Source organism: Pusillimonas sp. (assembly GCF_029263785.1).
Classification (GTDB): domain Bacteria; phylum Pseudomonadota; class Gammaproteobacteria; order Burkholderiales; family Burkholderiaceae_B; genus Pusillimonas.
Window position 1 is genome coordinate 1 of the sequence record NZ_JAJUFE010000035.1, and the last position, 24800, is coordinate 24800.

18 protein-coding genes and 1 pseudogene are annotated in these 24800 nt (G+C 58.2%); 9 read left to right on the forward strand and 10 right to left on the reverse strand.

Features of this window, described 5'->3' with window-relative positions:
• Positions 1 to 631: 631 nt before the first annotated feature.
• Positions 632 to 1261, reverse strand: coding sequence for a 2-polyprenyl-3-methyl-6-methoxy-1,4-benzoquinone monooxygenase (gene coq7, locus Q1J88_RS09250; protein WP_301117375.1), 630 nt, complete (start codon positions 1259 to 1261; stop codon positions 632 to 634).
• Positions 1262 to 1564: 303 nt separating this feature from the next.
• On the opposite strand from coq7, the gene Q1J88_RS09255 reads away from it, so the two are divergent.
• The 4 genes and pseudogenes from Q1J88_RS09255 to Q1J88_RS09270 all read left to right on the forward strand — a co-directional run bounded on the left by Q1J88_RS09255 (position 1565) and on the right by Q1J88_RS09270 (position 4655).
• Positions 1565 to 1987 carry an OsmC family protein gene (locus tag Q1J88_RS09255; RefSeq protein WP_301117359.1) on the forward strand — a complete coding sequence of 141 codons (423 nt, stop codon included), beginning with the start codon at positions 1565 to 1567 and terminating at the stop codon, positions 1985 to 1987.
• A gap of 56 nt (positions 1988 to 2043) precedes the next feature.
• Complete coding sequence (locus Q1J88_RS09260) at positions 2044 to 2838, forward strand: thymidylate synthase (protein WP_301117360.1); 795 nt, start codon at positions 2044 to 2046, stop codon at positions 2836 to 2838.
• A gap of 14 nt (positions 2839 to 2852) precedes the next feature.
• Positions 2853 to 3323 (forward strand): annotated as a pseudogene (locus Q1J88_RS09265) (dihydrofolate reductase); the annotation flags it as partial.
• 48 nt (positions 3324 to 3371) lie between these two features.
• Complete coding sequence (locus tag Q1J88_RS09270) at positions 3372 to 4655, forward strand: aspartate aminotransferase family protein (RefSeq protein ID WP_301117377.1); 1284 nt, start codon at positions 3372 to 3374, stop codon at positions 4653 to 4655.
• 41 nt (positions 4656 to 4696) lie between these two features.
• On the opposite strand, the gene Q1J88_RS09275 is transcribed toward Q1J88_RS09270, so the two are convergent.
• The 8 genes from Q1J88_RS09275 to apbC form a co-directional block, all read right to left on the reverse strand.
• Entirely contained in the window at positions 4697 to 6043 is a 1347-nt protein-coding gene (locus Q1J88_RS09275) for a hypothetical protein (protein WP_301117361.1), read from the reverse strand.
• A gap of 29 nt (positions 6044 to 6072) precedes the next feature.
• Positions 6073 to 6453: a glycine cleavage system protein GcvH gene (gene gcvH, locus Q1J88_RS09280; RefSeq protein ID WP_301117362.1), complete on the reverse strand. Its 381-nt coding sequence runs from the start codon at positions 6451 to 6453 to the stop codon at positions 6073 to 6075.
• 157 nt (positions 6454 to 6610) lie between these two features.
• On the reverse strand, positions 6611 to 7825 hold the full coding sequence (locus Q1J88_RS09285) for an NAD(P)/FAD-dependent oxidoreductase (protein ID WP_301117363.1): 1215 nt from the start codon (positions 7823 to 7825) through the stop codon (positions 6611 to 6613).
• Positions 7822 to 10092, reverse strand: coding sequence for an arginine/lysine/ornithine decarboxylase (locus tag Q1J88_RS09290; RefSeq protein ID WP_301117364.1), 2271 nt, complete (start codon positions 10090 to 10092; stop codon positions 7822 to 7824). The genes Q1J88_RS09285 and Q1J88_RS09290 overlap by 4 nt, the downstream gene beginning before the upstream one ends.
• A gap of 76 nt (positions 10093 to 10168) precedes the next feature.
• Positions 10169 to 10738 (reverse strand): dCTP deaminase, encoded by a 570-nt coding sequence (gene dcd / locus Q1J88_RS09295; protein ID WP_301117365.1) that lies wholly within the window; start codon positions 10736 to 10738, stop codon positions 10169 to 10171.
• Between the two features lie 77 nt (positions 10739 to 10815).
• The gene (locus tag Q1J88_RS09300; protein ID WP_301117366.1) at positions 10816 to 14520 is read right to left on the reverse strand and encodes a translocation/assembly module TamB domain-containing protein; all 3705 of its coding nucleotides are present in this window, start codon (positions 14518 to 14520) and stop codon (positions 10816 to 10818) included.
• Entirely contained in the window at positions 14517 to 16289 is a 1773-nt protein-coding gene (locus tag Q1J88_RS09305; RefSeq protein ID WP_301117367.1) for a BamA/TamA family outer membrane protein, read from the reverse strand. Before Q1J88_RS09305 ends, Q1J88_RS09300 begins: the two co-directional genes overlap by 4 nt.
• A 14-nt stretch (positions 16290 to 16303) precedes the next feature.
• Positions 16304 to 17389: an iron-sulfur cluster carrier protein ApbC gene (gene apbC / locus Q1J88_RS09310; protein WP_301117368.1), complete on the reverse strand. Its 1086-nt coding sequence runs from the start codon at positions 17387 to 17389 to the stop codon at positions 16304 to 16306.
• 92 nt (positions 17390 to 17481) lie between these two features.
• Between apbC and Q1J88_RS09315 the strand changes: the two genes are divergently transcribed.
• The 5 genes from Q1J88_RS09315 to Q1J88_RS09335 all read left to right on the forward strand — a co-directional run bounded on the left by Q1J88_RS09315 (position 17482) and on the right by Q1J88_RS09335 (position 23468).
• A complete protein-coding gene (locus tag Q1J88_RS09315; protein ID WP_301117369.1) occupies positions 17482 to 17730 on the forward strand; it encodes a hypothetical protein in 249 nt (82 codons plus the stop codon).
• A gap of 142 nt (positions 17731 to 17872) precedes the next feature.
• Positions 17873 to 19942: a methionine--tRNA ligase gene (gene metG, locus Q1J88_RS09320; RefSeq protein WP_301117370.1), complete on the forward strand. Its 2070-nt coding sequence runs from the start codon at positions 17873 to 17875 to the stop codon at positions 19940 to 19942.
• Positions 19942 to 20847, forward strand: a complete 906-nt coding sequence (locus Q1J88_RS09325; RefSeq protein ID WP_301117371.1) for a cation diffusion facilitator family transporter — start codon at positions 19942 to 19944, stop codon at positions 20845 to 20847. Before metG ends, Q1J88_RS09325 begins: the two co-directional genes overlap by 1 nt.
• A 106-nt stretch (positions 20848 to 20953) precedes the next feature.
• Entirely contained in the window at positions 20954 to 22423 is a 1470-nt protein-coding gene (locus Q1J88_RS09330) for an NAD-dependent succinate-semialdehyde dehydrogenase (protein ID WP_301117372.1), read from the forward strand.
• Between the two features lie 199 nt (positions 22424 to 22622).
• Complete coding sequence (locus Q1J88_RS09335; RefSeq protein WP_301117373.1) at positions 22623 to 23468, forward strand: intradiol ring-cleavage dioxygenase; 846 nt, start codon at positions 22623 to 22625, stop codon at positions 23466 to 23468.
• A 54-nt stretch (positions 23469 to 23522) separates the two neighbouring features.
• Here Q1J88_RS09335 and Q1J88_RS09340 read toward each other — a convergent pair.
• On the reverse strand, positions 23523 to 24800 hold a 1278-nt coding region (locus tag Q1J88_RS09340; RefSeq protein ID WP_301117374.1), incomplete at its 5' end, for a hypothetical protein.

The window sequence follows — 24800 nt, forward strand, 5'->3', positions numbered from 1 at the left end:
CATCGGCTCGCAGCTTACGTTCCACGCTTCCTTCCCACACTCGGTCGCCCTTGTGCAGTTGCGCTTCACTTCATTCGCTGTGATCAACTTATGGCGGGACTTGCACCCGCAGGAGTGCGCCCATGCTGGGCGCACAAAAAAAAAGCCCGAGATCGTAAGATCTCGGGCTAAATCCACCAAAGGAGGAGGGTGGAGGAGACAACCTTGGCATGTCGGGCTGCTAAGCCATTACTGACTGAGCCTACGCGATTGGAGCTTTTGTTAAGGGTTTACCTCTACAATCGCGTTTCAACATCCGATAACTAAATTGTATTCAATAAATTTGTGCAATGCAAGAAATTTTTGGAACCTGTTGTATTTAAAGCAGTTGGCTGAATTTTCTGACTCCTGCCATGCTTTAATTCCAACCTTTTGGCCGATCTCTTGCCGACACAACTGCAGTATACCTAGGGGAAACCCGAATAGCAAGTGCAAACGAATCAGTGTGGCAAATTCCTTACAAATAAACCACACCGCATGCCCCGGGAAGCTTCCTGTCAACCCGGGTGCCCTCTGTACAACACTGTTCGCGTCGCGCGAACCGAACTCAAGAACGCAGATCCGGACTAACCGGCACAGGGCGCCAGGACGGCTAAATGCGATAAGCCGTGGTCGTCATGACTTTCGACATCACGCGCATGCCAAGCCGGATCGGCAGCGGCAGGCGCTGGGCGCCCTCGCGCTGGGCTGTGGTGCGATGTCCGATCTCATCGGTTCGCATTTGCTCCACGATGCGCCGTGATCTTTCATCGCCGGCCGGAAGTTGAGTCAAGTGTCCGTCCAGGTGCTGTTCGACCTGGGCTTCGGTCTCGGCCATGAAGCCGAGGTTCCGCGCCGTGCCTGCCCGGCCGGCGGCCAGCCCCAGGGCAAACGAGCCGGCATACCAGAACGGGTTCAGATAACTGGGGCGACTCTGCAGCTCGTCGAGTCGCTCGCGACACCATGCAAGATGATCGACTTCTTCAGAAGCTGCATCCAGCAACAATTTGCGTGTAGCGGGATCGTCACACATCATGGCCTGACCGCGGTACAGCGCCTGCGCACAAACTTCGCCCACATGATTGACACGCATGAGACCCGCAGCGTGGCGTCGCTCGGCATCTGATAAAGACGACTCGCCGCGTAAACTACCGGCGGGATTGGGCCGACCAGCCTGCGCCGCTCCGGCCAGCACCTGCAGGGCGCGGCCTGCCTCGGCCAATACTGCATCAAGCCCTCGCATTTTCCTTGGCAACGGGGCCGCTGCGTCAGGTCCGGTCTCGATTGCGCGCGAATTCGCCATGTCATTCTCCTTGTTTCCTGAAAGCCGATTCGAGGCATGCGTGGCACGAAACAGCCAAGTATTGGGTCATGATATAAAAATTCCTGAACAGCCGCACAACACGGCGCACAACCTTGCCTGTTGAAAAGACTCACGCCCTGCCTTACGTCGCCCGGCTCGTATGTGGCTTGCGCTATCATTGATGCCGTGGGAACAGGTGATTTTGCCGGTTCTCGTTCGACCACACACGACAGACACACGAATATGGAATGCACTATCGATTGGGGCGGCCCGGAGGGCATGCTCTTTATTGCGCGCACGGGCAGCGGACACGTAACCACCATGGATGGCGCCCCCGAGGGCGGCGGCCATAACCTGGCACCACGCCCGATGGAGCTCATGCTGTCAGGTGCCGGCGGCTGTGCAGCATATGATGTCGTGCTGATACTCAAGCGCGGACGCCACAAAGTCACCAACTGTCAGGTCAAGCTGCAGGCAGAGCGGGCCGAAACCGACCCCAAGGTGTTTACCAAAATACACTTTGCCTTCACGGTGACAGGCTCCGGCTTGCCGGAGACCGCCGTCGAGCGGGCGGTCAAGCTCTCGCACGAAAAATATTGCTCGGCCACCGCCATGCTGGCCAAAACCGCCGACATCACGCATTCGGTAACCATCCAGGAAGCCTGACTGCAACCACAACAACAGTCGGGTGTCGTACCTACAACCGTTTCCCAGCGAGCACCATGCAACAGTACGAAGATCTAATGCGCCACGTGTACGAACACGGAGTCACCAAGACCGACCGCACCGGAACCGGGACTCGGTCAGTGTTCGGGCACCAGATGCGTTTCGATCTGAGCGAAGGCTTCCCCCTGGTCACCACCAAAAAACTGCACACCAAAAGCATCTTCATCGAGCTGCTCTGGTTCTTGCGTGGTGACTCCAATGTCCGCTGGCTACAAGAGCGCGGCGTCAGCATCTGGGACGAGTGGGCTGACGCAAACGGCGATCTGGGACCGGTTTACGGAGTGCAGTGGCGCTCGTGGCCTGCTCCCAACGGGCAACATATCGATCAGATCTCGCAAGTGCTGCAGCAGATTCGCCAAAACCCTGACTCTCGCCGCCTGATTGTATCGGCCTGGAACGTGGCGGACATCCCCAATATGGCGCTGCCGCCGTGCCACGCATTCTTTCAGTTTTATGTGGCTGAAGGAAAGCTCTCGTGTCAGCTGTACCAGCGCAGCGCGGATATATTTTTGGGTGTGCCCTTTAATATCGCCAGTTATGCGCTGCTTACTCATCTCGTTGCACACCAATGCGATCTCGACGTAGGCGACTTCATCTGGACCGGCGGTGACTGCCATCTGTACAGCAACCATTTCGAACAGGTCGAATTGCAACTGTCACGCAAGCCCTATCCGTATCCGCGTCTCAACATCAAGCGCAAGCCGGCCAGCCTGTTCGAGTACGAGTACGAAGATTTCGAAATTCTCGACTATCAGTTCCACCCGCACATCAAGGCACCTGTCGCCGTTTGAGGCGCACATTCACTATGGCACAGCCCCACATAAAGCTGGTCGTCGCCTACTCCAGCAACCGCGTGATTGGCCGCGACAATGATCTTCCCTGGCGCCTTCCCAAAGATCTGGCGCATTTCAAGCGCTCTACCATGGGCCAGCCCATCATCATGGGTCGCAAGACCTGGGAATCGTTGGGGCGGCCTTTGCCCGGGCGACCCAACCTGGTAATCAGTCGCGACACCAACTACACGGCGCAAGGCGCACAGGTCTTTACGTCGTTGGCTGACGCCCTGGCCGCCTGCAGCGATTCCGAATCGGTGTGCGTAATAGGCGGAGCCCAGATCTTTGCCGAAGCGCTTCCAATAGCACATGAAATCATCGCCACCGAAATACACGCCGAAGTAGACGGCGACGTGCACGTCCCACCCCTGCCTTCCGGTGTCTGGCAGGAACACGAACGCCTGCCCCAGCCCGAGGAAAACGGCTATCGTTACGACTTTGTCTCGTACCGTCGCCTGCCTGTCGCCCAGCCCGACCTTTCCCACTTGTGGATGCCATTCACTGCCAACAGACAGTTCAAGCAAAATCCCCGCTTGCTGGCTTGCGCCGAAGGCATGTTTTACACGGATGTACACGGCAGAAAGATTCTTGATGGCATGGCCGGGCTGTGGTGTGTAAACGCGGGCCATGGGCGAAAGGAAATCATCGAGGCCATTACACGGCAGGCCACGCAACTCGATTATGCGCCTGGCTTCCAGATGGGCCATCCCGAGGCTTTTGAAGCGGCCACCGCTCTGTCACGCATCATGCCGGCGCAAATGGATCGGATCTTCTTTACGAACTCCGGCTCCGAGTCAGTCGATACCGCCCTGAAGATCGCCCTGGCCTACCATCGCAGTCGGGGCGAAGGCCAGCGCACACGGTTTATTGGCCGCGAGCGCGGCTACCACGGTGTAGGCTTTGGCGGCATCTCGGTCGGGGGCATCACTGCAAATCGAAAGGTGTACTCGGGCGCACTGCTTCCCTCGGTAGATCATTTGCCCCATACACATAACCTCGAGCACAACGCATATTCGCGTGGACAGCCCCAATGGGGCTCCCACCTTGCCGACGAGCTGGAACGGCTTGTCGTCCTGCACGACCCTTCGACAATAGCTGCGGTCATTGTTGAACCAATGGCTGGTTCGGCGGGCGTCCTGATTCCGCCCCTGGGTTATCTTGAGAAGCTGCGGGCCATCACGCAAAAGCACGGCATTTTGCTGATATTCGATGAAGTCATTACCGCCTTCGGTCGCCTGAGCGCGGCAACCGCGAGCCAACGATTCGGAGTCACTCCCGATCTTTTGACTCTTGCCAAGGGCATCAGCAATGCGGCCGTACCGTGTGGTGCAGTGGCGGTACAGCGTCAGGTCTACGACTCTATCGTGGAACACTCGGCTGACAGCATCGAGCTTTTCCACGGTTACACCTACTCCGGCCATCCGCTGGCCGCGGCCGCGATCCAGGCAACGCTCGACATTTACGAGCGTGAGCAGTTATTCGAACGAGCGGCTCGGCTAGAGCCCTACTTTGAGCAAGCGGCGCATTCATTAAGGGGCGTGCCCCATGTCATCGACATCCGAAACATCGGACTCGTTGCCGGCATCGAGCTACAGGCACGAGAAGGGGCAGCAGGTGCCAGGGCGGCAGAAGTATTTCAAGCCTGCTACGAGCGAGGCGTGCTATTGCGCTATACCGGCGATACGCTGGCAGTGTCTCCGTCACTGATAATCAGCGAAAGCCAGATCGACCAGATTTTCGACACCCTTAGCGATGCATTGAAGGCAGTAGCCTGACGGCTGTTGCTGTGCCCACATTTACGAGGGGCATAAATGGATCAAAAGGTATAGGTCACCAGCAGCATCCCCCACAAATTGCCTTTTGTGGTGCCGATCTGCGATCCGCCGTTGGCCGAATCATATCTTGGCTTGTACCAGCCGATAGCCGGCATCACATAGAAGCGGTCAACGATCCATTCCGCGTATAAATCAATTTCGTAGCCGTCCAGCCGACCGATGGATTTGTTCAATGAGCTGAAGCGATAGGCGAGCAGGCCGACGCTGAAATTTTCAGCGGGTGTGGCCTTGAAATTGATATGGTGAACCTTTGTATTGCTGTTGAACGGCCCGGCGTAGTTGCCCGCCAGTTCACCCTGCACCCAAGTCCCCAAGCCACGCACATTTCCATATAGCAAAGGGTCGAAACGGTCTGAGAAATAGCTGTAGCGATAGTTGACGCTCGGCTTGCCCGGAAGATCATCGAAGGTCCAGCCCACTTCGCCATACCAGGCGCGCTCATTACCCGAGTGCCTTCGTTGATGGGCAAATTCGGCTGAGACAAACAGGTTCTTGACCCCCATGTCACCTTGGGTGCGAACGCTATAAGTCCTGACTCCTTTTCGTTGCTTCGCGTCCAGTGCCTTGTCGGTGTCCAGCACTTCGATGTAGCTGATACCTATCAGGTTGCGCAACGACTTTCCCATCAGGCTGACTACCGCGAACTCCGGGCGCGCCTGGCCAGGGTTATGTGATTTGAGCCACATGAATTCGCTGACCAGCCCCTGCTCGCCACCCAGTCGCAAGGCGGCAGTCTGGGCAAAGGAGTTCTCGGGAGCCAGATAGTAGACGCCACCGCGATCATAGGCCCCGCCGGCATAATCCCGGCCCAGGCTCAGCCCGTCCTTGGCTATAAGAAAGCCGTCGCCCACGAACAGGCGCCGTCGTCCGGCCGTGAAGTGAACACCGTCTTTCCCCAGCGCTGGAAACATATCGCCCGATCGCCAGCCTACATAGGCTTCCGATAAGGCCGCGCCGTGGTCCTGCCGGGTTGTCCAGCCGGCCGGATCGCCGTCTCCGAAGGTACGCTTGCTTAGCGCCGAGACCGTCGCATAAAACTCGCTGCCCGCAGCCAGTTTGCGTTTCCCGCTCAATCCGAGCTTCACATAACCTTCTTGCCAGCTTGAAGTCCCTTCTGTCTGGGTAGCCGACTGCTGGTAGTTGCGCTGGCTGTAATAGGCTCCTGCGCCGACCTGGAAGTCCAGATGCAGCTGTCCGGAGTCGGTGTCTTCCAATGGCTCAGCGCTTGCCACAGCGGGGACTAGCCCATATGTCAGGGCCGCGATCACAAGGAGAACTGCGTGGGGCGCAAGCCCACGTACAAAGCGGAAGGTAGTGCGTCGGCTCATGGCTCAACGCAGGCGCTTGGCCAGGACCCTTAGTCGGAATCGACCACGCTTTGGTATCCGTTGGCGTCCAGGAGTGCGTCGACATCCGTGGGGTTGGTGGGTCGGATTTTGAAGATCCAGGTTTGGAACGGCGCCTGATTGATAAGTTCGGGCTCATTCTCGAGTGCATCGTTGAACTCTGTAATCTCGCCCGCTACCGGAGCATAAATGTCTGACGCAGCCTTGACGGACTCGACCACACCGGCAGTTTCGCCCGCCTTCAGCTGGGCCCCGACCTTGAAATCGCCCACAAAAACGAGGTCGCCGAGCTGATCTTGCGCGTTGTCGGTGATACCGACCATAAAGACTTCGCCATCGGCCTTAACCCATTCATGCGAAGGCGTGTATTTGCGATCATCCGGCTGACTCATAGGGAACCTCTTTGTTTCGTGTGGGTGATTTTCAGGAGCATAACTTGAATCGTCCGTGCAATCCAGAAAGCATTGGCAGCCAACCTTGCCTGGATGGTGAAACGGAGATTCCCTGGCAGCACTGGTCCCAGATCTGTGGCGTGCAACACCACTTGCCTCAGCAGGCGCTTAACGCGCGACCACAGGCAACTCCCGATGCCCAGGCCCACTGAAAGTTATATCCGCCCAGCCAGCCTGTCACGTCCACTGCCTCGCCGATAAAATATAGCCCTGGCACATTCTTGGCTTGCATGGTCTTTTGATCCAGATCGCGCGTATTGACGCCGCCACGCATCACCTCGGCCTTGCGATACCCGGCCGTGCCGGTAGGGGTCAGACGCCAATCATGGATGCTTGCTGCGAGCTGACGCAATATGCGGTCGGGGATGTCGGCCATTCGCATCGAACCGGGCTGACCGCTCGCCGTGGCAAGCCATTGCTCTGCCAACCTCTTGGGCCAGATCGTCGCCAAAGCGGTTTCAAGCTTCTGCCGATTGCCTGGCTTGGCCTGCAGCAAAGCATTCTCCAGGTCCTGGTCGGGCGCCAGGTCGATTTGAATGGGTTCCCCCGGGTTCCAGTAACTGGAGATCTGAAGAATGGCCGGTCCTGACAGGCCTCGATGAGTAAAGAGCAGGTCTTCAAGAAATGCGGCTTTCGTCTTGCCTGTGCCACAACGCACCATCACTTCCAGCGATACCCCGCTCAAGGCCGCAAATGGCTTCCACTGCCCGGCATCGAAAGTAAGCGGCACAAGCGCGGGTCTGGGCTCTACCACTTTAAGGCCAAATTGGCGAGCTACTTTCAAGGCAAAGTCGGTGGCGCCCAACTGCGGTATTGCCATGCCTCCCGTCGCCAGCACCAGTTGCCGGGTCTTGATGGGCCCTTCCGGCCCCGTCAAGAAGAAGACCTCGGCATCGCGACGAATTTCGTCTACCCGGCAAGGCATGCGCCAGCTGACACGCCCTGCCTTACACTCCTGGCGCAACATCTCGATGATTTCTTCACTGGAGCCATCGCAGAACAATTGGCCACGATGCTTCTCGTGCCAGCCAATACCATGACGCTCGACCAAATCGATGAAGTCACGCGGCGTATAGCCTGCCAGCGCCGAACGACAGAAATTGGGGTTCTGCGAAATGAACTGTGCAGGCGTCGTACCTATATTGGTAAAGTTGCAGCGCCCGCCTCCCGAGATACGGATTTTTTCGGCGAGCCGCTCGGCATGATCGACCAGCACGACGCGAAGGCCTCGCTGGCCCGCGACTGAAGCCGCCATCATGCCGGCGGCGCCGGCACCGATAATGGCGACATCGAAAACCTTGCCGGCCGTCACGCCTTGTCGTCTTCCTTGATGCAGTCCACGTAGTAACGCGGCTGCGAATCGGGTCCGATATCTTCGGCAAGACCGTGAACGTAAGTCTCAAAGCCCGGGAACCGGGAGTTGAACTCACGGACAAACTGCAGGTAATGCACAATGCGGTCATTGAAGCGCTCGCCCGGAATCAGCAAAGGGATCCCCGGGGGATAAGGCGTAAGCAATACGCCCGTGACACGACCTTCGAGTTCGTCGATGGTGACGCGTTCGACTTCGCGATGCGCCATCTTTGCGTACGCATCTGACGGTTTGAGCGCAGGGATCATGTCCGACAAATACATCTCGGTAGTGAGTCTGGCTACATCGTGAGCGCGGTATGCTTCGTGAATCTGCTGGCAGAGATCTCGCAGACCCATACGCTCGTAACGCGGATGCTCCTTGCAAAAGTCCGGCAGAATCCGCCACATCGGATGATTGCGATCGTAGTCGTCCTTGAATTGCTGCAATGCTGTCAGCAAGGTGTTCCAGCGGCCTTTGGTAATGCCGATGGTGAACATGATAAAGAACGAGTACAAGCCGGTCTTTTCGATGACGACCCCGTGCTCGGCCAGGTATTTGGACACCAATGCCGCTGGTATGCCCGTGTCTGCGAATGTCCCCGAAATATCAAGGCCCGGGGTGATGACAGTCGCCTTGATGGGGTCGAGCATATTGAAGCCCGGCGCCAATGGACCAAAGCCATGCCATTCTCCGTTGGGCTCGAGCATCCAGTCGTCACGGTGTCCGATGCCTTCAGGTGCCAGACGCTTCGGTCCCCACACCTTGAACCACCAATCGTTCTTGCCGAACTCGGACTCAACCTTGCGCATGGCGCGTCGAAAGTCCATGGCTTCGCTGATGCTTTCTTCGACCAGTGCCGTACCGCCCGGGGGCTCCATCATGGCCGCCGCCACGTCGCACGAGGCGATGATGGCGTACTGCGGCGACGTGGACGTGTGCATGAGGAATGCTTCGTTGAACACGTTGCGGTCCAGCTTGCGGGTCTCGGAATCTTGCACCGTGATCTGCGAAGCCTGCGACAGGCCTGCCAGCAGCTTGTGCGTCGAATGGGTTGCGAACACCATCGCGTCCTTGCTGCGCGGACGGTTCTTGCCAATGGCGTGCATGTCCTTGTAGTACTCGTGGAACGCCGCATGTGGAATCCACGCTTCGTCAAAATGCAGGGTGTCGATCTCGGAACCCAGCTTTTCCTTGATCATTTCGACGTTGTAGCTGACGCCGTCGTAAGTACTTTGCGTGATGGTAAGAATGCGGGGCTTCTTGTTCTTGATGCGGTCCTTGAAGGGATGAGCCTCGATTTTGGCACGTATGCTTTCGGGCTCGAACTCCTCAAGAGGTATGGGGCCGATGATGCCAAGGTGGTTTCGTGTAGGCCGCAGGAAGACGGGGATGGCGCCTGTCATGGTAATGGCGTGCAATATCGACTTGTGACAGTTTCGGTCAACCACCACCACGTCATCTGCCGCCACGTTCGCATGCCACACAATCTTGTTCGAGGTGGACGTGCCGTTGGTCACGAAGAAACAGTGATCTGCGTTGAAGATACGCGCGGCGTTGAGTTCAGACTCGGCCACCGGGCCGGTGTGATCAAGCAGTTGGCCCAGCTCGTCTACGGCGTTGCACACGTCGGCCCGCAACATGTTCTCACCGAAGAACTGGTGAAACATCTGCCCGACCGGGCTCTTCAGGAAAGCCACCCCGCCCGAGTGCCCCGGACAGTGCCACGAATACGAGCCGTCCGAAGCGTACTTCACGAGCTCACGGAAAAACGGAGGCGCGAGGCCGTCGAGATATGCCCGGGCTTCGCGAATGATGTGTCGCGCCACAAATTCGGGGGTGTCCTCGAACATGTGAATGAAGCCGTGCAGCTCGCGCAGTATGTCGTTGGGGATATGTTGAGACGTTCGCGTCTCGCCATACAGATAGATGGGAATGTCTTCGTTACGAAAACGCAGCTCGCCAATGAAGGAACGCAGATTCTTGATGGCGTTGGCGACGTCCTCGGGAGAATCGACGTCGAATTCCTCATCGTCAATCGACAAAATGAACGCACTCGCGCGGCTTTGCTGCTGGGCGAAAGAGCTGAGATCACCATAGCTGGTGACACCCAGCACCTCAACGCCTTCGGCCTCGATGGCCGCCGCCAGGGCGCGTATGCCAAGCCCCGACGTGTTCTCGGCGCGATAGTCTTCATCAATGATGACGATGGGGAAACGGAATTTCATGCTGTGACTCCCTGGAGCCTGTTGAAACGAACCACACGGGCTGGACACTGCAGAGGCAGCAGCATCGCCTTTGGCGCTAGGTGCGCGGCAAGGTGACTCCTTGCTGCCCCTGATACTTGCCCCCTCGATCACGATACGAGGTTTCGCAAACCTCGTCGCCATCAAAGAACAGCATTTGCGCGCAACCTTCTCCCGCATAAATTTTTGCGGGTAAAGGTGTGGTATTGGAAAACTCGAGCGTGACGTGGCCTTCCCATTCGGGTTCCAGTGGCGTGACGTTCACAATGATGCCGCAACGGGCATACGTGCTTTTACCCAGGCAGATGGTAAGGACGCTGCGAGGGATGCGGAAATACTCGACCGTACGTGCCAGCGCGAACGAGTTCGGCGGGATGATGCAGACATCACCCTGAAAATCAACGAAGGATTTTTCGTCGAACGCCTTGGGATCGACGATAGTGGAATTGATATTCGTGAAGATCTTGAATTCGTCTGCGCAACGCACGTCATAACCATAACTGCTGGTGCCATAGCTGACAATGCGCGAACCATCGGAGGCCTGCCGCACCTGACCCGGCTCAAATGGCTCGATCATGCCGTGCTTTGCGGCCGTTTCCCGTATCCAACGATCACTTTTTATACCCATTGCCCAATCCCTTATAACGAGGGCGCCTATTTTATCCCGTCGCCGGGGCCCGCGGGCGCACGCCGGCCGCAAAAGGTTCAATCCATGAAAAATGTGCGATAGATCAGGGCTAAACCATTGACCGTGCCCACACTCAGCTGCGCCGAGAGCCCACGCGCCAGCCGATAGCTGAGTCGACCTACTGTACCCGTATCGGACAAGGCCTGCTCGATACTGGCCGTGATCCCTTCAGTCAGGCGCCGGCTTGCCACGATGAACTGGTTTTCTATATTGCTTGTGCCGCTGTCGAGCCCGCGCACCACGCTTTCAACGGGAAGGATGCTGCCAGTGCTGCCCAGTTCGCCGGACCGCATCGTCAGCTCGTCGATGCCAAACTTGCGATAAAAGGGTTCGCCGTCTCCCAAGAACGACGTGCCCACCGAGAACAGCAAGGCTGCGTCACCACCGGAGTCATCTGGCCCGCGCCCGAGCAACAGCCAGGACAGTTTCTGCACGTCGCTGACTTCCGGATAGGAGACCAGGTCGATACGCGGCCGTTTTGCCGTACCGGCAACGCGCACTCCGGCTTCGACGGCGCCACCAGTGCGCAGCGCCTCGATATTGAGCACCGGATTGGTGACATCGCCCTGGAAAGTAATCGTGCCTCGCCTCAACTGCACACGCTGGCCATAAATTTCAATCGCGCCCCCTCGGGTACGCAATGCGCCTTCGGCAGTGAGCCGCCCTTCGTGCATCAGCAGGCGCATCTTGCCCACCAGCCCCGAGTTCACACCATAGCCCGTGATATAGAAACGCGGGCCAAGATCAATGGAAAGGTCCAGATTCACGTCCATGGGGGCGCTTTGTTTGGGCGCACGCCCCCCTGACCGGATCACGACTACGTCGCTGTCAAGAGTTGGAACACTGCTTAGCATGTCCAGGTCAATCCATCCCGCGTCCGCAACCAGCTCTCCCGAAAGTGAAAACACCGGCAACGGTGCGTCGACGGTCAACTTGCCGGTAACCATCGCGTAACGATCAGAGCGTTGCACAATGGGGTAGCGATACAGGTCGATATCGACGGCCCCAATCGATTCGCTCAGCAGCCAGCTTCCGCTGATGGTCAGATGGCCGTCCTTGGCGTCAGGGTTGGTCGAGACCCATTCGGCGGTTCGCCATTCGTCCGGCGTGACACGAAGTCGCGCAGGAAATCTCAGCTTCTCGAGTATGAAGCGATCGCCTTCAAGCCGGGCTGCCAGTTCGCCATCGAGCAGGCGCACGCCATCATCAATTCTCACGACGCGTATTTCGCGCCCCGTCACCGTGCCCTGGGCTTGCCAGGTGCCGTCGGCACGTGCGTTGCCCTGAACATCGGCTTGCAAGACGCCGCCGATATCCATCAGATCGCCGGTGAACAGGCTGACCCAGCTCATATCATTGATATCGGCGAGCAAATTGAAGCTTCGGGGCGTTGCGTCCACTACCCACCCGCCTTGCGGGGACGTTCGCAAAATGGCCGTGCCCGACCCTTTGACCCCGCCCATTTTCTCGGTAGTGATATCAATACTGGCATTGATACGGCTTGCGGCTGGACCTGCCGGTGTGGCGGTTACGACCAGATCCATTTGCTGAAGGCCCAAGGGAAATTCGGGCTCGGCCGGAACGATGAAATCGCCCGACATGCGACGCAATTCGACGGTGCCCGCAAGAGCACCTGTAAAGCGCAGATCCCAGTCAGCGTCGAACACGATCTCGACCGTGGAGTAACCATCGTCGCCGGCGACGATCACACGACCACGAGAATCATCAGGGCCGGTCAGAACCAGAGCCTGCAGCTCCTTGACGATGGGTCGGGAAACCACCAACCTGTCCACACCTCCGCGAGTCTCCCATCGCCCCGGTCCCACACTGCTGCGCTCATGAGTCACTTCGGCTTCGCTGCCGGAAGGCAAGCGAAGGGTTACTGAAGTGGGCCCAAAGCGCATGAACCAGTCTTGCGCAAATCGATCTGTTGATACATCGCTGGGCTGCACTTCTGATACATCGCTGTGCTGTACCTCTGATGCGTCAGTGGGCTGTGTCTTTACCCCGACGTTTGTCTCGTCGCCGGAGACGACAGCCGGCTCGATAGCCGCGACAGTGCCAGCCACCCCGGGCGCAAAGGACAACTCCATGGGCGCCCCCAGATCCAGACCAAGACCCGCGTGAGTGACCTCGAGTTCCACCAGCCTGCCGCGCCAGCCTTCTCGCCCGGCAACGGACTCCAATTGTCCCCAGCCGCCGTGCAAGGCCAGATGCGCGTCTATAGGAGCACTACCCGGCCTGTTCTCAATGGTTTCGTCCGGGCGGTAATTGGCGCGAAGGTCCAGCTCGTGTTCAGGCAGCGTGCCCCCCAGCCATCCGTTCGCCACTACACCGCCCGGAAGCCCCGGCCAGAGCTGAGCCAGTTGCGCCACGTTGGCGTCAATATCTATCCGGCTTCCTGGATCCCCCAAGGAACCTTCAGCCTTGACGGAGTGCTGCCCGACCCTGAGGTCGAGCTTGAGCTCGGGCAGCCGCAAACTCTGCCAGAGAGTACCAGCCGCCAGTTCATCAGGCCGCTTCCCCTGAGGAGCGTCGTTTACGAGGGTGCCATGCACCGTACCGGACAAGGTCTGCTCATTCCAGCGTGACTCGGGCTGGATATCCAGATGAACTGTCGCCGACAATGGCTCCCGATGATCCAGCAGATGCGCATCGAAATCGAGTTTGGCCGACAACATCCCCGGCGGTACAGCTTGGCCGGCCAGCAGTTGAAAGTTCAGCCTGTTGGCATTCACCCAACCTGTCACGTGGTCTTGGGCAAGCCCCTCACGCTCCACCATATCCCAGGCGACATCCGCCTGAAGTGTCGACCCATCCGCCAGCGCCAGATCCAGCTGGCCCTGCTTGAGAGGAAAACCCGCCCGCGGCGCCAACTGGGCCTTGAGATCAAGATTCAGGTCTTGCCCCTCGCCTATCAGGTGAACAGCCAGGTCATCCAGGCTCCCCGTGGCATTGATGGTCAGATCCAGGGCGCAGGCCGAACTGAGGCCGGCGACGTCCGTGACGGGATGCGTAGCGCCCTGAGACTTGGGCAGTTCCGGCATAAAGTGTCGCAAGCACAATGGAGAATCCGGCTCTTCGGTGTGAGCACGTGTCTGGATATGCAGGGCCAGAGGCCATGGATCGGCAAGTTCGAGCAAACGGAATTCGCCTTCGATATCCGCCAATATCCCATCGCGTCCCAGATTCAAATTCTGGAAGACCAGTTGGCCTTCGCGTTCGGTCAGGGAAAGCGCCGCCTGCAGGTCACGCACGTCGAGCAACAAGGGCTCGCCGTCCAGCTTGAGGTCAAGCGCGCCTAAATAAACGCGGTCAAGGGCAATGCGAAAAGGTATGGCCGGCATCGAGAAGGGCTCGCCGCGGGGCTCATCTTCTGCATCCTTCAACACATCGAGGTCAAGCAGACCCACAGAAAGATTTGTCGCGTGCAGGCGACGGTAATCCAGCAAGTCTCGCCACTGGACCTGCAGCTCAAGATCATTGATGCGAATATCTGCTGCCGGAAGATCAATGCTCAGCTCCCCAACCTTGAGGCCGCGCCAGATAGTTCCATCGATCCGCGCGATACGTCCGTCGACCTGAGAAATGGCAGTACGCAAGGCCCAGCGGGTGCCCGGCTCGGACCCGACAACCCAGGCGGCAAAGGCGCAAACCAACACCAGCAGCAGTACTAGCCCCGGAGTCAGCCACAGCAGGCACCAGCGTATAAACCCTCTCAAAATGCGATCCCCAGCGAGAAGTGCAGGCGCAACCGCCGGTCACGCTGCCCGTAGGCCACATCGATACCAAAAGGTCCGGCAGGGGTCCGAACACGTGCACCCAGGCCGTAACCGAATGCCCAATCCATATCCTTGAACGACTCGGCGGCGTCGCCCACGTCGACAAACATGGCCATGCCAATGGTCTCGGTAAAGTAGCGGGTGTACTCGACGCTCAAGACTGCCAGCGCCGGCGCCCCGATAATTGCCTCACCCCGTTGCAGGCCTATGCTTTGAAAGCGGTAGCCCCGGATGGTTCGTGCCCCGCCCGTGCGAAATCCAAAGTCTTCCGGCAAACGGGTGGTATCGGTCCAGACCTTGCCGACCTCTGCCCGAACGGTAAGTTGGTCGCGCTCGCCAACCGGCCACCACTTCTGCCCTCGGATACTCGCCCGATAAAACGGCTCGCCCCTATCAAGGGTTACACCTGCGCCCAAGCCGAAATCAACCAGGTTGCCTTCGCGAGGATCGTACTTGTCATTGACGTCCCGGCGCAGCCACTGCCAGGTGCCCACCAGCGAAGGCACCGTATAGCTCTCAGCTCCCTCAATGCGCGTCCGGTCATGCGCGGCGATCAAGCCCCAGTGCGTTTCAAATTCGACGCGACTGTCGCCCGCGGCCTTACGCTCTTGAGAGCGCTTCCAGCCCAGTCCATACCGGGTGTTGTCCAGGCCCTCGATATCGGAATGGTTGTAGAGCACACCCACGCTGTCGTTATACCCCCGCTCAGTCGGCGCAAAATGCACGTCGTAAAAAGCACGCTGGCGCCGCCGGTCGACGCCGAAACCCGTCTCGATCCAGACAGGCTGGCCAAAGACAACGTTCTGTCGGTACAGGCCTTCTATGCGTACGCCGTTATCACTATCCACCCCCAACGAACCGGAAACACGCCGCGCCGGGGCTTCTGTGACTCGCACGGCCAAGGGCATTTCGACTTCACCGTCAGGGCGGGTTGTCCGGTGCTGGGTATCATCGTCCAGGCGCACAAAGGCGCCTCGAAAGAAGGAGGTCGCATCCAGGGCCTGTTGCCACTCATCAAGCAGATCCTGGTCGTAGGGATCACCTGGTGTGTACTTCACGTAGCGGTCTATCAGCTTTCGTGGCACCCGCCGCAAGCCATATACCTGCAGCTCGCCCATTCGCACGCGAGGGCCGCTGTCTACCGCTACATGCAGATCAGCCTGCGCTTCGTCAGCAACAACCGTGGCTTGCGACGAAGTCACCCGAGCCAGATAGAAATCCTTGCGACTGACGCTGTCGATAAGCCCTGACTTGGCACGGTTCCAGTTTTCATTTACGAAAGGCATGTCCTGGGTCAATGGCCAGGCTTCTCGCAAGGCGTTTACCCTTGCTGCAAACTCGGGCGTGGAAATCTGGCCCGAAAAATCCAGATCAACCGAATTTACGCGCGTGCGCGGGCCTGGATCGATGGTGATGTCCCAGGTCTCGCCTACTATGTCCGAACCGACTTCGAGATTGACGACAGCGGAAAAATAGCCCTGCGTTTCAAGAGCTGACAAAGTGGCGTCACGCGCGCGGCGCCGCAATCGCGTGACCTCGCCACCGTCCTGGTCATCGGCCAACCGCGTAATGGCCCCCACCGCCCCCATAATGGACTGCAGTGCTTCCGGTGGTACCCCGCCGGGATCGATCGTGACTTCGGGAGGAGCCGCCAGCGCTTGCTGCATGAGCCCCAGGAACAACACGGTGGACGCGATCGCAAGACGCATTGATGAGCGAAATATCAGTGCCTGGCAACGACGGTGGGCATTTTGGCTGAGAAATCACGCGGAAGCGCTGCAACCTGCAGTGCGACCTTGTGCGCAATATCGTGGTAAATCCGCGCGACGGGACCTTCGGGGTCAGCCACCACGGTGGGATTGCCTGAATCGGTTTGCTGCCGGATATCCATCGCCAGTGGCAAGGCTCCGAGCCAGGGCAAATGGTATTCGGCAGCCATGTCCCGACCCCCATGCTGCCCGAAGATCGGTTCCGCATGACCACAATTCGAACAAATGTGCACTGACATATTTTCGACAATACCCAGCACCGGGACATCGACCTTCTGAAACATGCGCAAGCCCTTGCGAGCATCCGCCAACGCCAGATCTTGCGGGGTAGTCACAATGACCGCGCCAGTAAGCGGTACTTTCTGGGAAAGCGTCAGGGCAATATCGCCGGTACCCGGGGGCATGTCGACGATAAGGTAATCGAGGTCGCGCCAATTGGTCTGGCGCAACAGCTGCTCGAGTGCCTGACTGACCATTGGCCCGCGCCAGATGGCAGGGGCGTCCTGGTCAATTAGAAACCCGATAGAGTTGGCTTGCAGGCCGTGCCCTTCGAGGGGCTCCATCGATTTGTTGTCGAGGCTCTTGGGTTTGCCCGATACTCCCAGCATGATCGGAACGCTGGGACCATAAATATCGGCATCCAGAAGGCCAACGCTGGCGCCTTGCGCACTAAGCGCCAAAGCCAGGTTGACCGACGTAGTACTTTTGCCGACTCCCCCCTTGCCTGAGGCGACGGCAATGATGTTCCGGATATTGGGAAGGGGCTTCAGGCCCGGCTGCACGGCATGAGTCTGTATATGCTTGGTGAACTGGAGGCTGCTGATATTAACGCCTACCGCCTGCATAGCCGTTTCAAGCTGTTTCCGTAATTCGGCCGGGTCGTTGTATAAAGGGTAATCAAGCGCTAAAGTAAGATCTAGTTGACTTCCGTTCAGTTGCACTGTGCTGTTCTTGATGGTCGCCGGCCCCAGCTTTCGTTTGGTCGCGGGATCAATGACGTCGGCCAGTGCCGCGCTGACTCGCTCAGAAGTAGTGCTCATTTTCATGCCCTGTAAAAAATAACTCTCGACGCGAACCTCAAGAATAGCGGATCGGGGAATTATTTTCTGCATCGGCTGTCATACACACCGATATGAATACACTCTCACAAATCCTCCGCGGCATTTTATTTATCATCCTGGCGGTATGCGGGATGGCCATGGCCTTCATCTTCATGGTGTCCACGGCCATCGCAATCGGCGTGCTGTACATTGTCGCCCGTATCAAAGGCCGGCCCTTTGGGGTCCGTGCCTATTGGGACCAGCGTCGCAAGCCCAACAGCCGCACTCCCAGCTTTCGCAAAGAGGACGTCGTCGACGTCAAGATGCGTGAAATTCCATAGGGTCCCGTTCACCTCCCACTAAACGCCCGGCGATTCATTACAATAGAACGGCCCTGGCGCGTGCCTGCGCGCCAGGGCCGTTCTATTGTGCATATCCATGCCTTTCCGGGCCTGGTCCATTACTTTTTCTTACCCATTGTTCATGTCGCGCACGATATTTGTCACTACCGCCCTACCCTACGCCAACGGCTCTTTCCACATCGGTCACATTATGGAATACATCCAGGCCGACATCTGGGTCCGATCCATGCGGATGGCGGGGCACACGGTGCATTTTGTCGGTGCCGACGACGCCCATGGGGCGCCGATCATGCTCAAGGCCGAAGCCGAAGGCATTTCGCCCCAAGAGCTGGTTGCCCGATATGCGGCAGAGCGACCCCGATACCTCGACGGCTTTCAGATCAAGTTTGACCACTGGCATTCCACCGACTCGCCCGAAAACGTCGAGCTGTCTCAAGATATATACAAAAGCCTGAAGGCGGCTGGGTTCATCAGCTCGCGCAACGTCGAGCAGTTCTACGATCCGGTCAAGGGCATGTTCCTGCCCGATCGATACATCAAGGGCGAATGCCCGACCTGCCATGCCAAAGACCAATACGGAGATTCCTGCGAATCCTGCGGAGCGGTGTATGCGCCTACCGACCTGATAGAGCCTTATTCCACACTCACAAAGGCAAAGCCCGTACTCAAGTCTTCCGAGCACTTTTTCTTCAAGCTGTCCGATCCGCGCTGCGTGCAGTTCCTGCAAGAGTGGACCACCGGCACTAACCGTCGTGGCCAGAAACGACTGCAATCCGAGGTGCTGGCCAAGACTCGCGAATGGCTGGGAACGAGCGAAGACGGCGCAGAAGCCAATCTGAACGATTGGGACATCTCGCGCGATGCACCGTACTTCGGAATTGAGATTCCGGATGCTCCCGGCAAATACTTCTATGTATGGCTGGACGCCCCGGTGGGCTATCTGGCGTCGTTCAAGGCGTACTGCAACAAGCAAGGTCTGGATTTCGACGCATTGCTGGACCCCAACGGCGACACTGAACAAGTGCACTTCATCGGTAAGGACATCGTTTATTTCCACGCCCTGTTCTGGCCGGCCATGCTCAAGTTTTCGGGCCGCAAGACGCCGGATGGACTGCACGTACACGGCTTCATCACGGTCAGTGGCGAAAAAATGTCCAAGAGTCGCGGCACGGGCATCTCGCCCATCCGCTACCTGGAAATCGGCATGAACCCCGAATGGTTACGCTATTACATCGCGGCAAAACTGAACTCTCACGTTGAAGACATCGACTTCAATCCTGACGACTTTGTGGCACGTGTAAACAGCGACCTTATCGGCAAATACGTCAATATTGCCAGCCGCGCCGCCAACTTCATCAGCAAGTTCTTTGATGGACAGCTTGGATATGCAGGCGACGTCACCGCCCTTGCCAGCGATATCTCCGCCGCCACCGAACAGGTCCGCGCGGATTTCGAGGCGCGGGAATACGGTCGCGCCATTCGCCGATTGATGGCCTATGCCGACACGGTGAATCAGGCGTTCGATGCGGCACAGCCATGGGTGCTGGCCAAAGGCATTACCCCTGACGACGAACGCCGGGTTCAGCTGCAGGACATCTGCTCCCGGGCCCTGGCCGGCTTCAAGGCGCTGACCGTCATGTTGACGCCCGTGCTTCCCGGCCTGACTGATCGTGTCGCCCGCGAACTTTTCGAAGATGAATCACCGTATCGCTGGCAAGATGCGACGACCCTGCCGACACGCATTCAGAAGTTCAAGCACCTTATGCAACGCGTCGAGCCCGCCATGCTGGATGAGCTGTTCGAACCCCCGGCACCTGAAGTGCCGACGCCAGGTGGCGAAGCGATTGCCGAAATCATCGATTTCAAGGACTTTGCCAAAGTCGATTTGCGAATTGCGCGAATCGAAGCCTGCGAAGCCGTCGAAGGTTCGGACAAGCTGCTGCGCCTGACGCTCGATGCGGGCGAAGGCCGCCTGCGCCAGGTGTTCTCGGGAATCAAGTCGGCCTACAAGCCGGAAGACCTTGTAGGTAAGCTGACGGTACTGGTAGCCAACCTGGCACCACGCAAGATGCGGTTCGGAGTTTCCGAAGGAATGGTGCTGGCGGCCAGTCACGCCGACGAGGCCTCCCACCCCGGAATCTACATTCTCGAGCCATGGCCTGGCGCACAGCCCGGCATGCGCGTTTCATAATGCAGAACGGGCTCGACCCCGTACGTCATCGAGCAGGACGCACTGCCACCCTGGTCAGTGTCGCCACGAATCTGTTGCTCACCCTGCTGCAGATCATCGTCGGGGTGTTTGCACATTCGCAGGCGTTGATCGCCGACGCCATTCACACGCTGTCTGATCTGCTGGCCGACGGCGTAGTCCTGGCGGCCAACGCCCAGAGCCGCAAGGCGCCCGACGACGATCACCAGTATGGACATCTGCGCTTTGAAACGGCAGCGTCCATGGTGTTGGGGGTCCTGCTGATGTCGGTGGGTGCGGGCATGCTCTGGAAGGCTTTCGGCTTTCTGCAGGACCCTTCGAGCCTGCAGCCAGTGCACCCGGCCGCACTCGTCGTCGCCTTGATGGCCCTTGCGGGTAAAGAGGCATTGTTCCGCTACATGCTGCGCGTCGGTCAACGCATCCGGTCAACAATGCTGGTCGCCAACGCCTGGCATGCTCGCTCAGATGCCGCGTCCTCCCTGGTCGTTGCGCTGGGCATCATCGCAAACCTGGCTGGTTTCACGCTGGCAGACCCCCTGGCAGCACTCGTGGTCGGACTCATGATCTTTCGCATGGGATGGAAGTTCTTTTCCACTTCCTTTGGCGACTTGATGGACCGCGCAGTTGATACCGACACCGAGAACCGTATCCGAGGACATTTGCTTTCAACTCCGGGGGTATTGGGCATACACGACCTGAAGACCCGCAAGCTGGGGGACATGATCTGGGTCGAGGTCGACATCGAGATGGACGGAAGTCTCTCGATTGCCGAAGGGCATGAAATTGCCGTTCGCGCCCGCGCGCGCGTCATGGAAAACGAACCCGTGCTTGAAGTCATGACTCACTTCGACCCCGTCGACCCCAACGACCCCAGGTTCCACCACTGATTCACCCCCTTCAGCCAGACATCCGCCCTTGGATCATCCTGGTCGGCGAGGTCTACAATGGAATCGTGACAAGCCGCAACTCGGCGAACAAACAACAAGGGAATCCATGGTTCAGGAACTTGCGCTCAAACTTGATGACCCACTTCTGTTGCGCAACCAGTGCTTCATCAATGGTCAATGGATTAATGCCGACTCTCGCGAAAGTATCGACGTTAGCGACCCGGCCAGCGGCGCGTTGGTTGGACGAGTGCCACGTATGGGCGAGGCCGAAACCGAGCGGGCCATTCAGGCCGCCGAGCGGGCACTACCGGCCTGGCGGGCACGCACTGCGGCCGATCGTGCCGCCATCCTGCATCGATGGTACGAACTGCTGATGCAAAACCAGGAAGACCTGGCTCGCCTGATGACACTGGAGCAAGGCAAGCCAATTTCCGAATCGCGCGGCGAGATTGCCTATGCCGCATCGTTTATCCAGTGGTTCGCCGAAGAAGGCAAACGCGCCTACGGCGAAGTAATACCCTCTCCTTTTCCCGACCGACGACTGATCGTGCTGAAGCAGGCGGTAGGGGTCTGCGCTGCCATTACTCCCTGGAACTTCCCATCGGCCATGATCACCCGAAAGGCCGGCCCCGCTTTGGCGGCCGGCTGCACCATGATCGTGAAGCCCGCCAGTGCCACTCCCTTGTCGGCCCTCGCACTGGCCGAGCTCGCTGCCCGCGCGGGGGTTCCTCCGGGCGTTTTCAATGTGCTTACCGGCGATTCGGGTCCTATTGGCGAAACGCTGACACGTAGCGATGTCGTCCGCAAACTGTCGTTTACCGGTTCCACCGAGATCGGGCGACGTTTGATGGCACAAAGCGCTGGAACCCTCAAGAAGCTGTCGCTGGAGCTGGGCGGCAATGCCCCTTTTATTGTGTTTGATGATGCGGACGTTGATGCCGCGGTCGCCGGCGCTGTGGCTTCCAAGTACCGCAATACGGGTCAGACCTGCGTCTGTACCAATCGCTTCCTGGTACAAAGCGGTATCTACGACACCTTCGCGAAAAAACTGACCGAAGCGACTGAAGCCTTGAAAGTGGGCTCGGGGCTTGACGAGGACGTCGTGCAGGGGCCGCTGATCAACCAGCAGGCGCTCGACAAGGTTCACGAGCTTGTGTCCGATGCAACAGCAAAAGGGGCCCGTGTGATGACAGGTGGAAGTCAGCACGAACTTGGTGGGCTCTGGTACCAGCCGACAGTCCTTACCCACGTCGCCCCCGGCATGAAGTTGCTGGACGAGGAAATCTTTGGTCCCGTATCGGCGCTAATGAAGTTCGACACAGAAGAAGAAGCCATCGCCCAGGCCAATAACACTCAGTTCGGACTTGCCTCTTATCTGTATAGCCGTGACCTTGCTCGCATCTGGCGAGTTTCCGAGGCGCTTGAATACGGAATGGTGGGAATCAATACCGGGCTCATCTCGACCGAAGTGGCACCCTTTGGCGGCATCAAGCATTCTGGCCTGGGTCGCGAGGGCTCCAGTCACGGTCTGGACGAATATCTTGAGCTCAAATATCTCGCCTTGGGCGGGATATAAAGCGCTTTAAAAGCTGGAGCACACGAACCGTGCCAATTAAATGGAAGCGGGCCAAACACTTGCTGGCTCCTTGCGCCAGCTTGTCGTATTCTTCTGTTTGTTGCCAATTGCTTCCTCTACCCCAAGCGCCTGCGCACAAGATGAGGGCTCGGCGATTATCTACGCATCCACACATCAACCCTGACGAGCAGACAAAACCATGGAATACCCATTTTTCAGCGAGAAGGACTCCGTCGACGTCGTGAATGGCCGTATGGCCGATGACATCAACCCTCGCCTCAAAGAGGTAATGACGTCCTTGATCAAGCACCTGCACGCCTTCGCGAAGGACATCAACCTTACCCAGGCCGAATGGGAATTTGCTATCGACTTCCTGACAAGAACCGGACAGATCTGCACCAAAGAACGCCAGGAATTCATCCTGCTGAGCGACGCGCTCGGTTTCTCGATGCTGGTCGATGCAATCAATAACCGCCGCCCGGAAGGCGCCACAGAAAACACGGTATTCGGGCCTTTTCATGTCGAAGGCGCACCCGAGCTGCCTATGGGCTCCAAGATTACCCTGGACGGAAAAGGTGACACCTGTCTGTTCGAAGGTCGTGTGCTCGACCTTGAAGGCAATCCAATTGCAGGTGCTCGGATTGATGTCTGGTCCGACAACTCCGACGGGTATTACGATGTGCAGCAACCCGATATCCAGCCCAAGTGGAACAACCGCGGCGTATTCGTGACCGGCGACGATGGCAGGTACAGCTTCATCGGTATCAAGCCTGTGTCGTACCCCATTCCTGATGACGGCCCTGTGGGCCAGATGCTGGCCGCCCTGGGGCGCCACCCCTACCGGCCCGCCCACATGCACTTCATGGTCGTCGCTGACGGTTACCAAAAGCTCGTCACCCACACCTTTGTGGGCGAAGACAAATACATTACCTCTGACGCCGTTTTTGGGGTCAAGCACTCGCTGGTGGCACCGTTCGAGAAACTCGACGGCGGCGAAGCGCAATGGCGTTCAGAGTATGACTTCGTGCTGGTAAAGAACAAGTAAGCAAGGGCAATCTGGCGCTGCCCGAGGCGTTCGGGGGGTAGCGCCATCACTTGCCTATAACAGACGAATCACGGCCGCTCCGCTACCGTATAACGGACCATAGCCATATACTTTGGCCAGACCAAGACGGCCACCCAAAGCACCCAGCGCGAAAGCCAAATGCTTGAACCCCATGTCGCCGCGAGCTTGCGAGACAAACATGGGTAGCTCTCGAAGCAGTGCGTCTACGTCCCGCTCTTCAATCAACTTGAGGATCCTGCGGTTCCATTCATCGTCCAGCGGGCTGGCAATGTCATCCTCGGAAAACGACCGTGCATCACGGAATTCACTACCCGAAAGCCCGCCCAATACCAGAACTGCAACCCGTTTCCCTTGCTTCTCGGCCTCTTCTGCAACGATGGAGCCCAATACCCGTGTGCGATCAAAATCGTGGTACAGATTATTTGCCACGATCACGGTGGGGATAGTGCTGCGCGGGTTGACGAGAGCATTAGCGGCGACAGTTGCAGAATCGAGAGGAAAGCCATCGTAATCAACGAGCTTGGACGCAATGCCCAGGCTTTCGGCGTTTCGGACACACGCGCGCGCCATCGAAACATCCGTACTCAAGTCAAAGCGCATTTCTCCCAGTTCATGCCAGTTTTCGTCGACATGTAAACCGCTCATTCTGCTTCGGCCCTGCCAAAGCTGATCAAGCACCGCGTACCAGCGTGTCGAATAGATTACCAACGTGTCCGGCGCGAGGTCCTCGAGCTCTTTGGCAACTTTATTGACTGCTTGGGCAAGCTCGGCGTAACGGGCTTCGTTGCGCTGGAGGAACAACAACGGGCTGGCCGGTAACATGTAGGCTGCAACAACGCCGGGACGGTCTCCTAGAGCTTCGCGAATACCCTTGGGGTTATCGCCCAGGAGCAGGCTGCGCAACCTGGCCCATTGAGAGCCTTTCCTGCGGCCACGGACTGGCTGCCTGAGATCCTGAATGACACCCATGACTCCGCGAGGAACAACGAGCATCAATAAGATAGACAGTGCTCCAAGCACCAGTTGTCCATGGCCCGCGGCGGCTCCGACGATACGATCAATGATGATGTATATCACCGCCCCAATCAAAGGGCCGGATATCGTCCCCATCCCCCCCGCCACGACCACAAACACGATCACCACCGCCCACGAAATCGAGAATGCCGAATTGGGCGTGATGATGACCACATCCATGAAGTACAGGCCGGAAGCTAGCCCGGTCAAGGCTGCACTAACCAGAAACACGACCGACTTGATCTTGTTGACATCGACTCCGCTGGATCGTGCGGCGTCTTCGTCATCACGCACTGC

Excerpts from the sequence above, each read along its gene's own strand:
- Q1J88_RS09260 (WP_301117360.1), top strand. The coding sequence starts at position 2,044 with ATGCAACAGTACGAAGATCTAATGCGCCACGTGTACGAACACGGAGTC.
- Q1J88_RS09335 (WP_301117373.1), top strand. The coding sequence starts at position 22,623 with ATGGAATACCCATTTTTCAGCGAGAAGGACTCCGTCGACGTCGTGAAT.
- Q1J88_RS09315 (WP_301117369.1), top strand. The coding sequence starts at position 17,482 with ATGAATACACTCTCACAAATCCTCCGCGGCATTTTATTTATCATCCTG.
- Q1J88_RS09275 (WP_301117361.1), bottom strand. The coding sequence starts at position 6,043 with ATGAGCCGACGCACTACCTTCCGCTTTGTACGTGGGCTTGCGCCCCAC.
- Q1J88_RS09330 (WP_301117372.1), top strand. The coding sequence starts at position 20,954 with ATGGTTCAGGAACTTGCGCTCAAACTTGATGACCCACTTCTGTTGCGC.
- Q1J88_RS09325 (WP_301117371.1), top strand. The coding sequence starts at position 19,942 with ATGCAGAACGGGCTCGACCCCGTACGTCATCGAGCAGGACGCACTGCC.
- dcd (WP_301117365.1), bottom strand. The coding sequence starts at position 10,738 with ATGGGTATAAAAAGTGATCGTTGGATACGGGAAACGGCCGCAAAGCAC.
- gcvH (WP_301117362.1), bottom strand. The coding sequence starts at position 6,453 with ATGAGTCAGCCGGATGATCGCAAATACACGCCTTCGCATGAATGGGTT.
- metG (WP_301117370.1), top strand. The coding sequence starts at position 17,873 with ATGTCGCGCACGATATTTGTCACTACCGCCCTACCCTACGCCAACGGC.
- Q1J88_RS09305 (WP_301117367.1), bottom strand. The coding sequence starts at position 16,289 with ATGCGTCTTGCGATCGCGTCCACCGTGTTGTTCCTGGGGCTCATGCAG.
- Q1J88_RS09270 (WP_301117377.1), top strand. The coding sequence starts at position 3,372 with ATGCCATTCACTGCCAACAGACAGTTCAAGCAAAATCCCCGCTTGCTG.
- Q1J88_RS09255 (WP_301117359.1), top strand. The coding sequence starts at position 1,565 with ATGGAATGCACTATCGATTGGGGCGGCCCGGAGGGCATGCTCTTTATT.
- apbC (WP_301117368.1), bottom strand. The coding sequence starts at position 17,389 with ATGAGCACTACTTCTGAGCGAGTCAGCGCGGCACTGGCCGACGTCATT.
- Q1J88_RS09290 (WP_301117364.1), bottom strand. The coding sequence starts at position 10,092 with ATGAAATTCCGTTTCCCCATCGTCATCATTGATGAAGACTATCGCGCC.
- coq7 (WP_301117375.1), bottom strand. The coding sequence starts at position 1,261 with ATGCGAGGGCTTGATGCAGTATTGGCCGAGGCAGGCCGCGCCCTGCAG.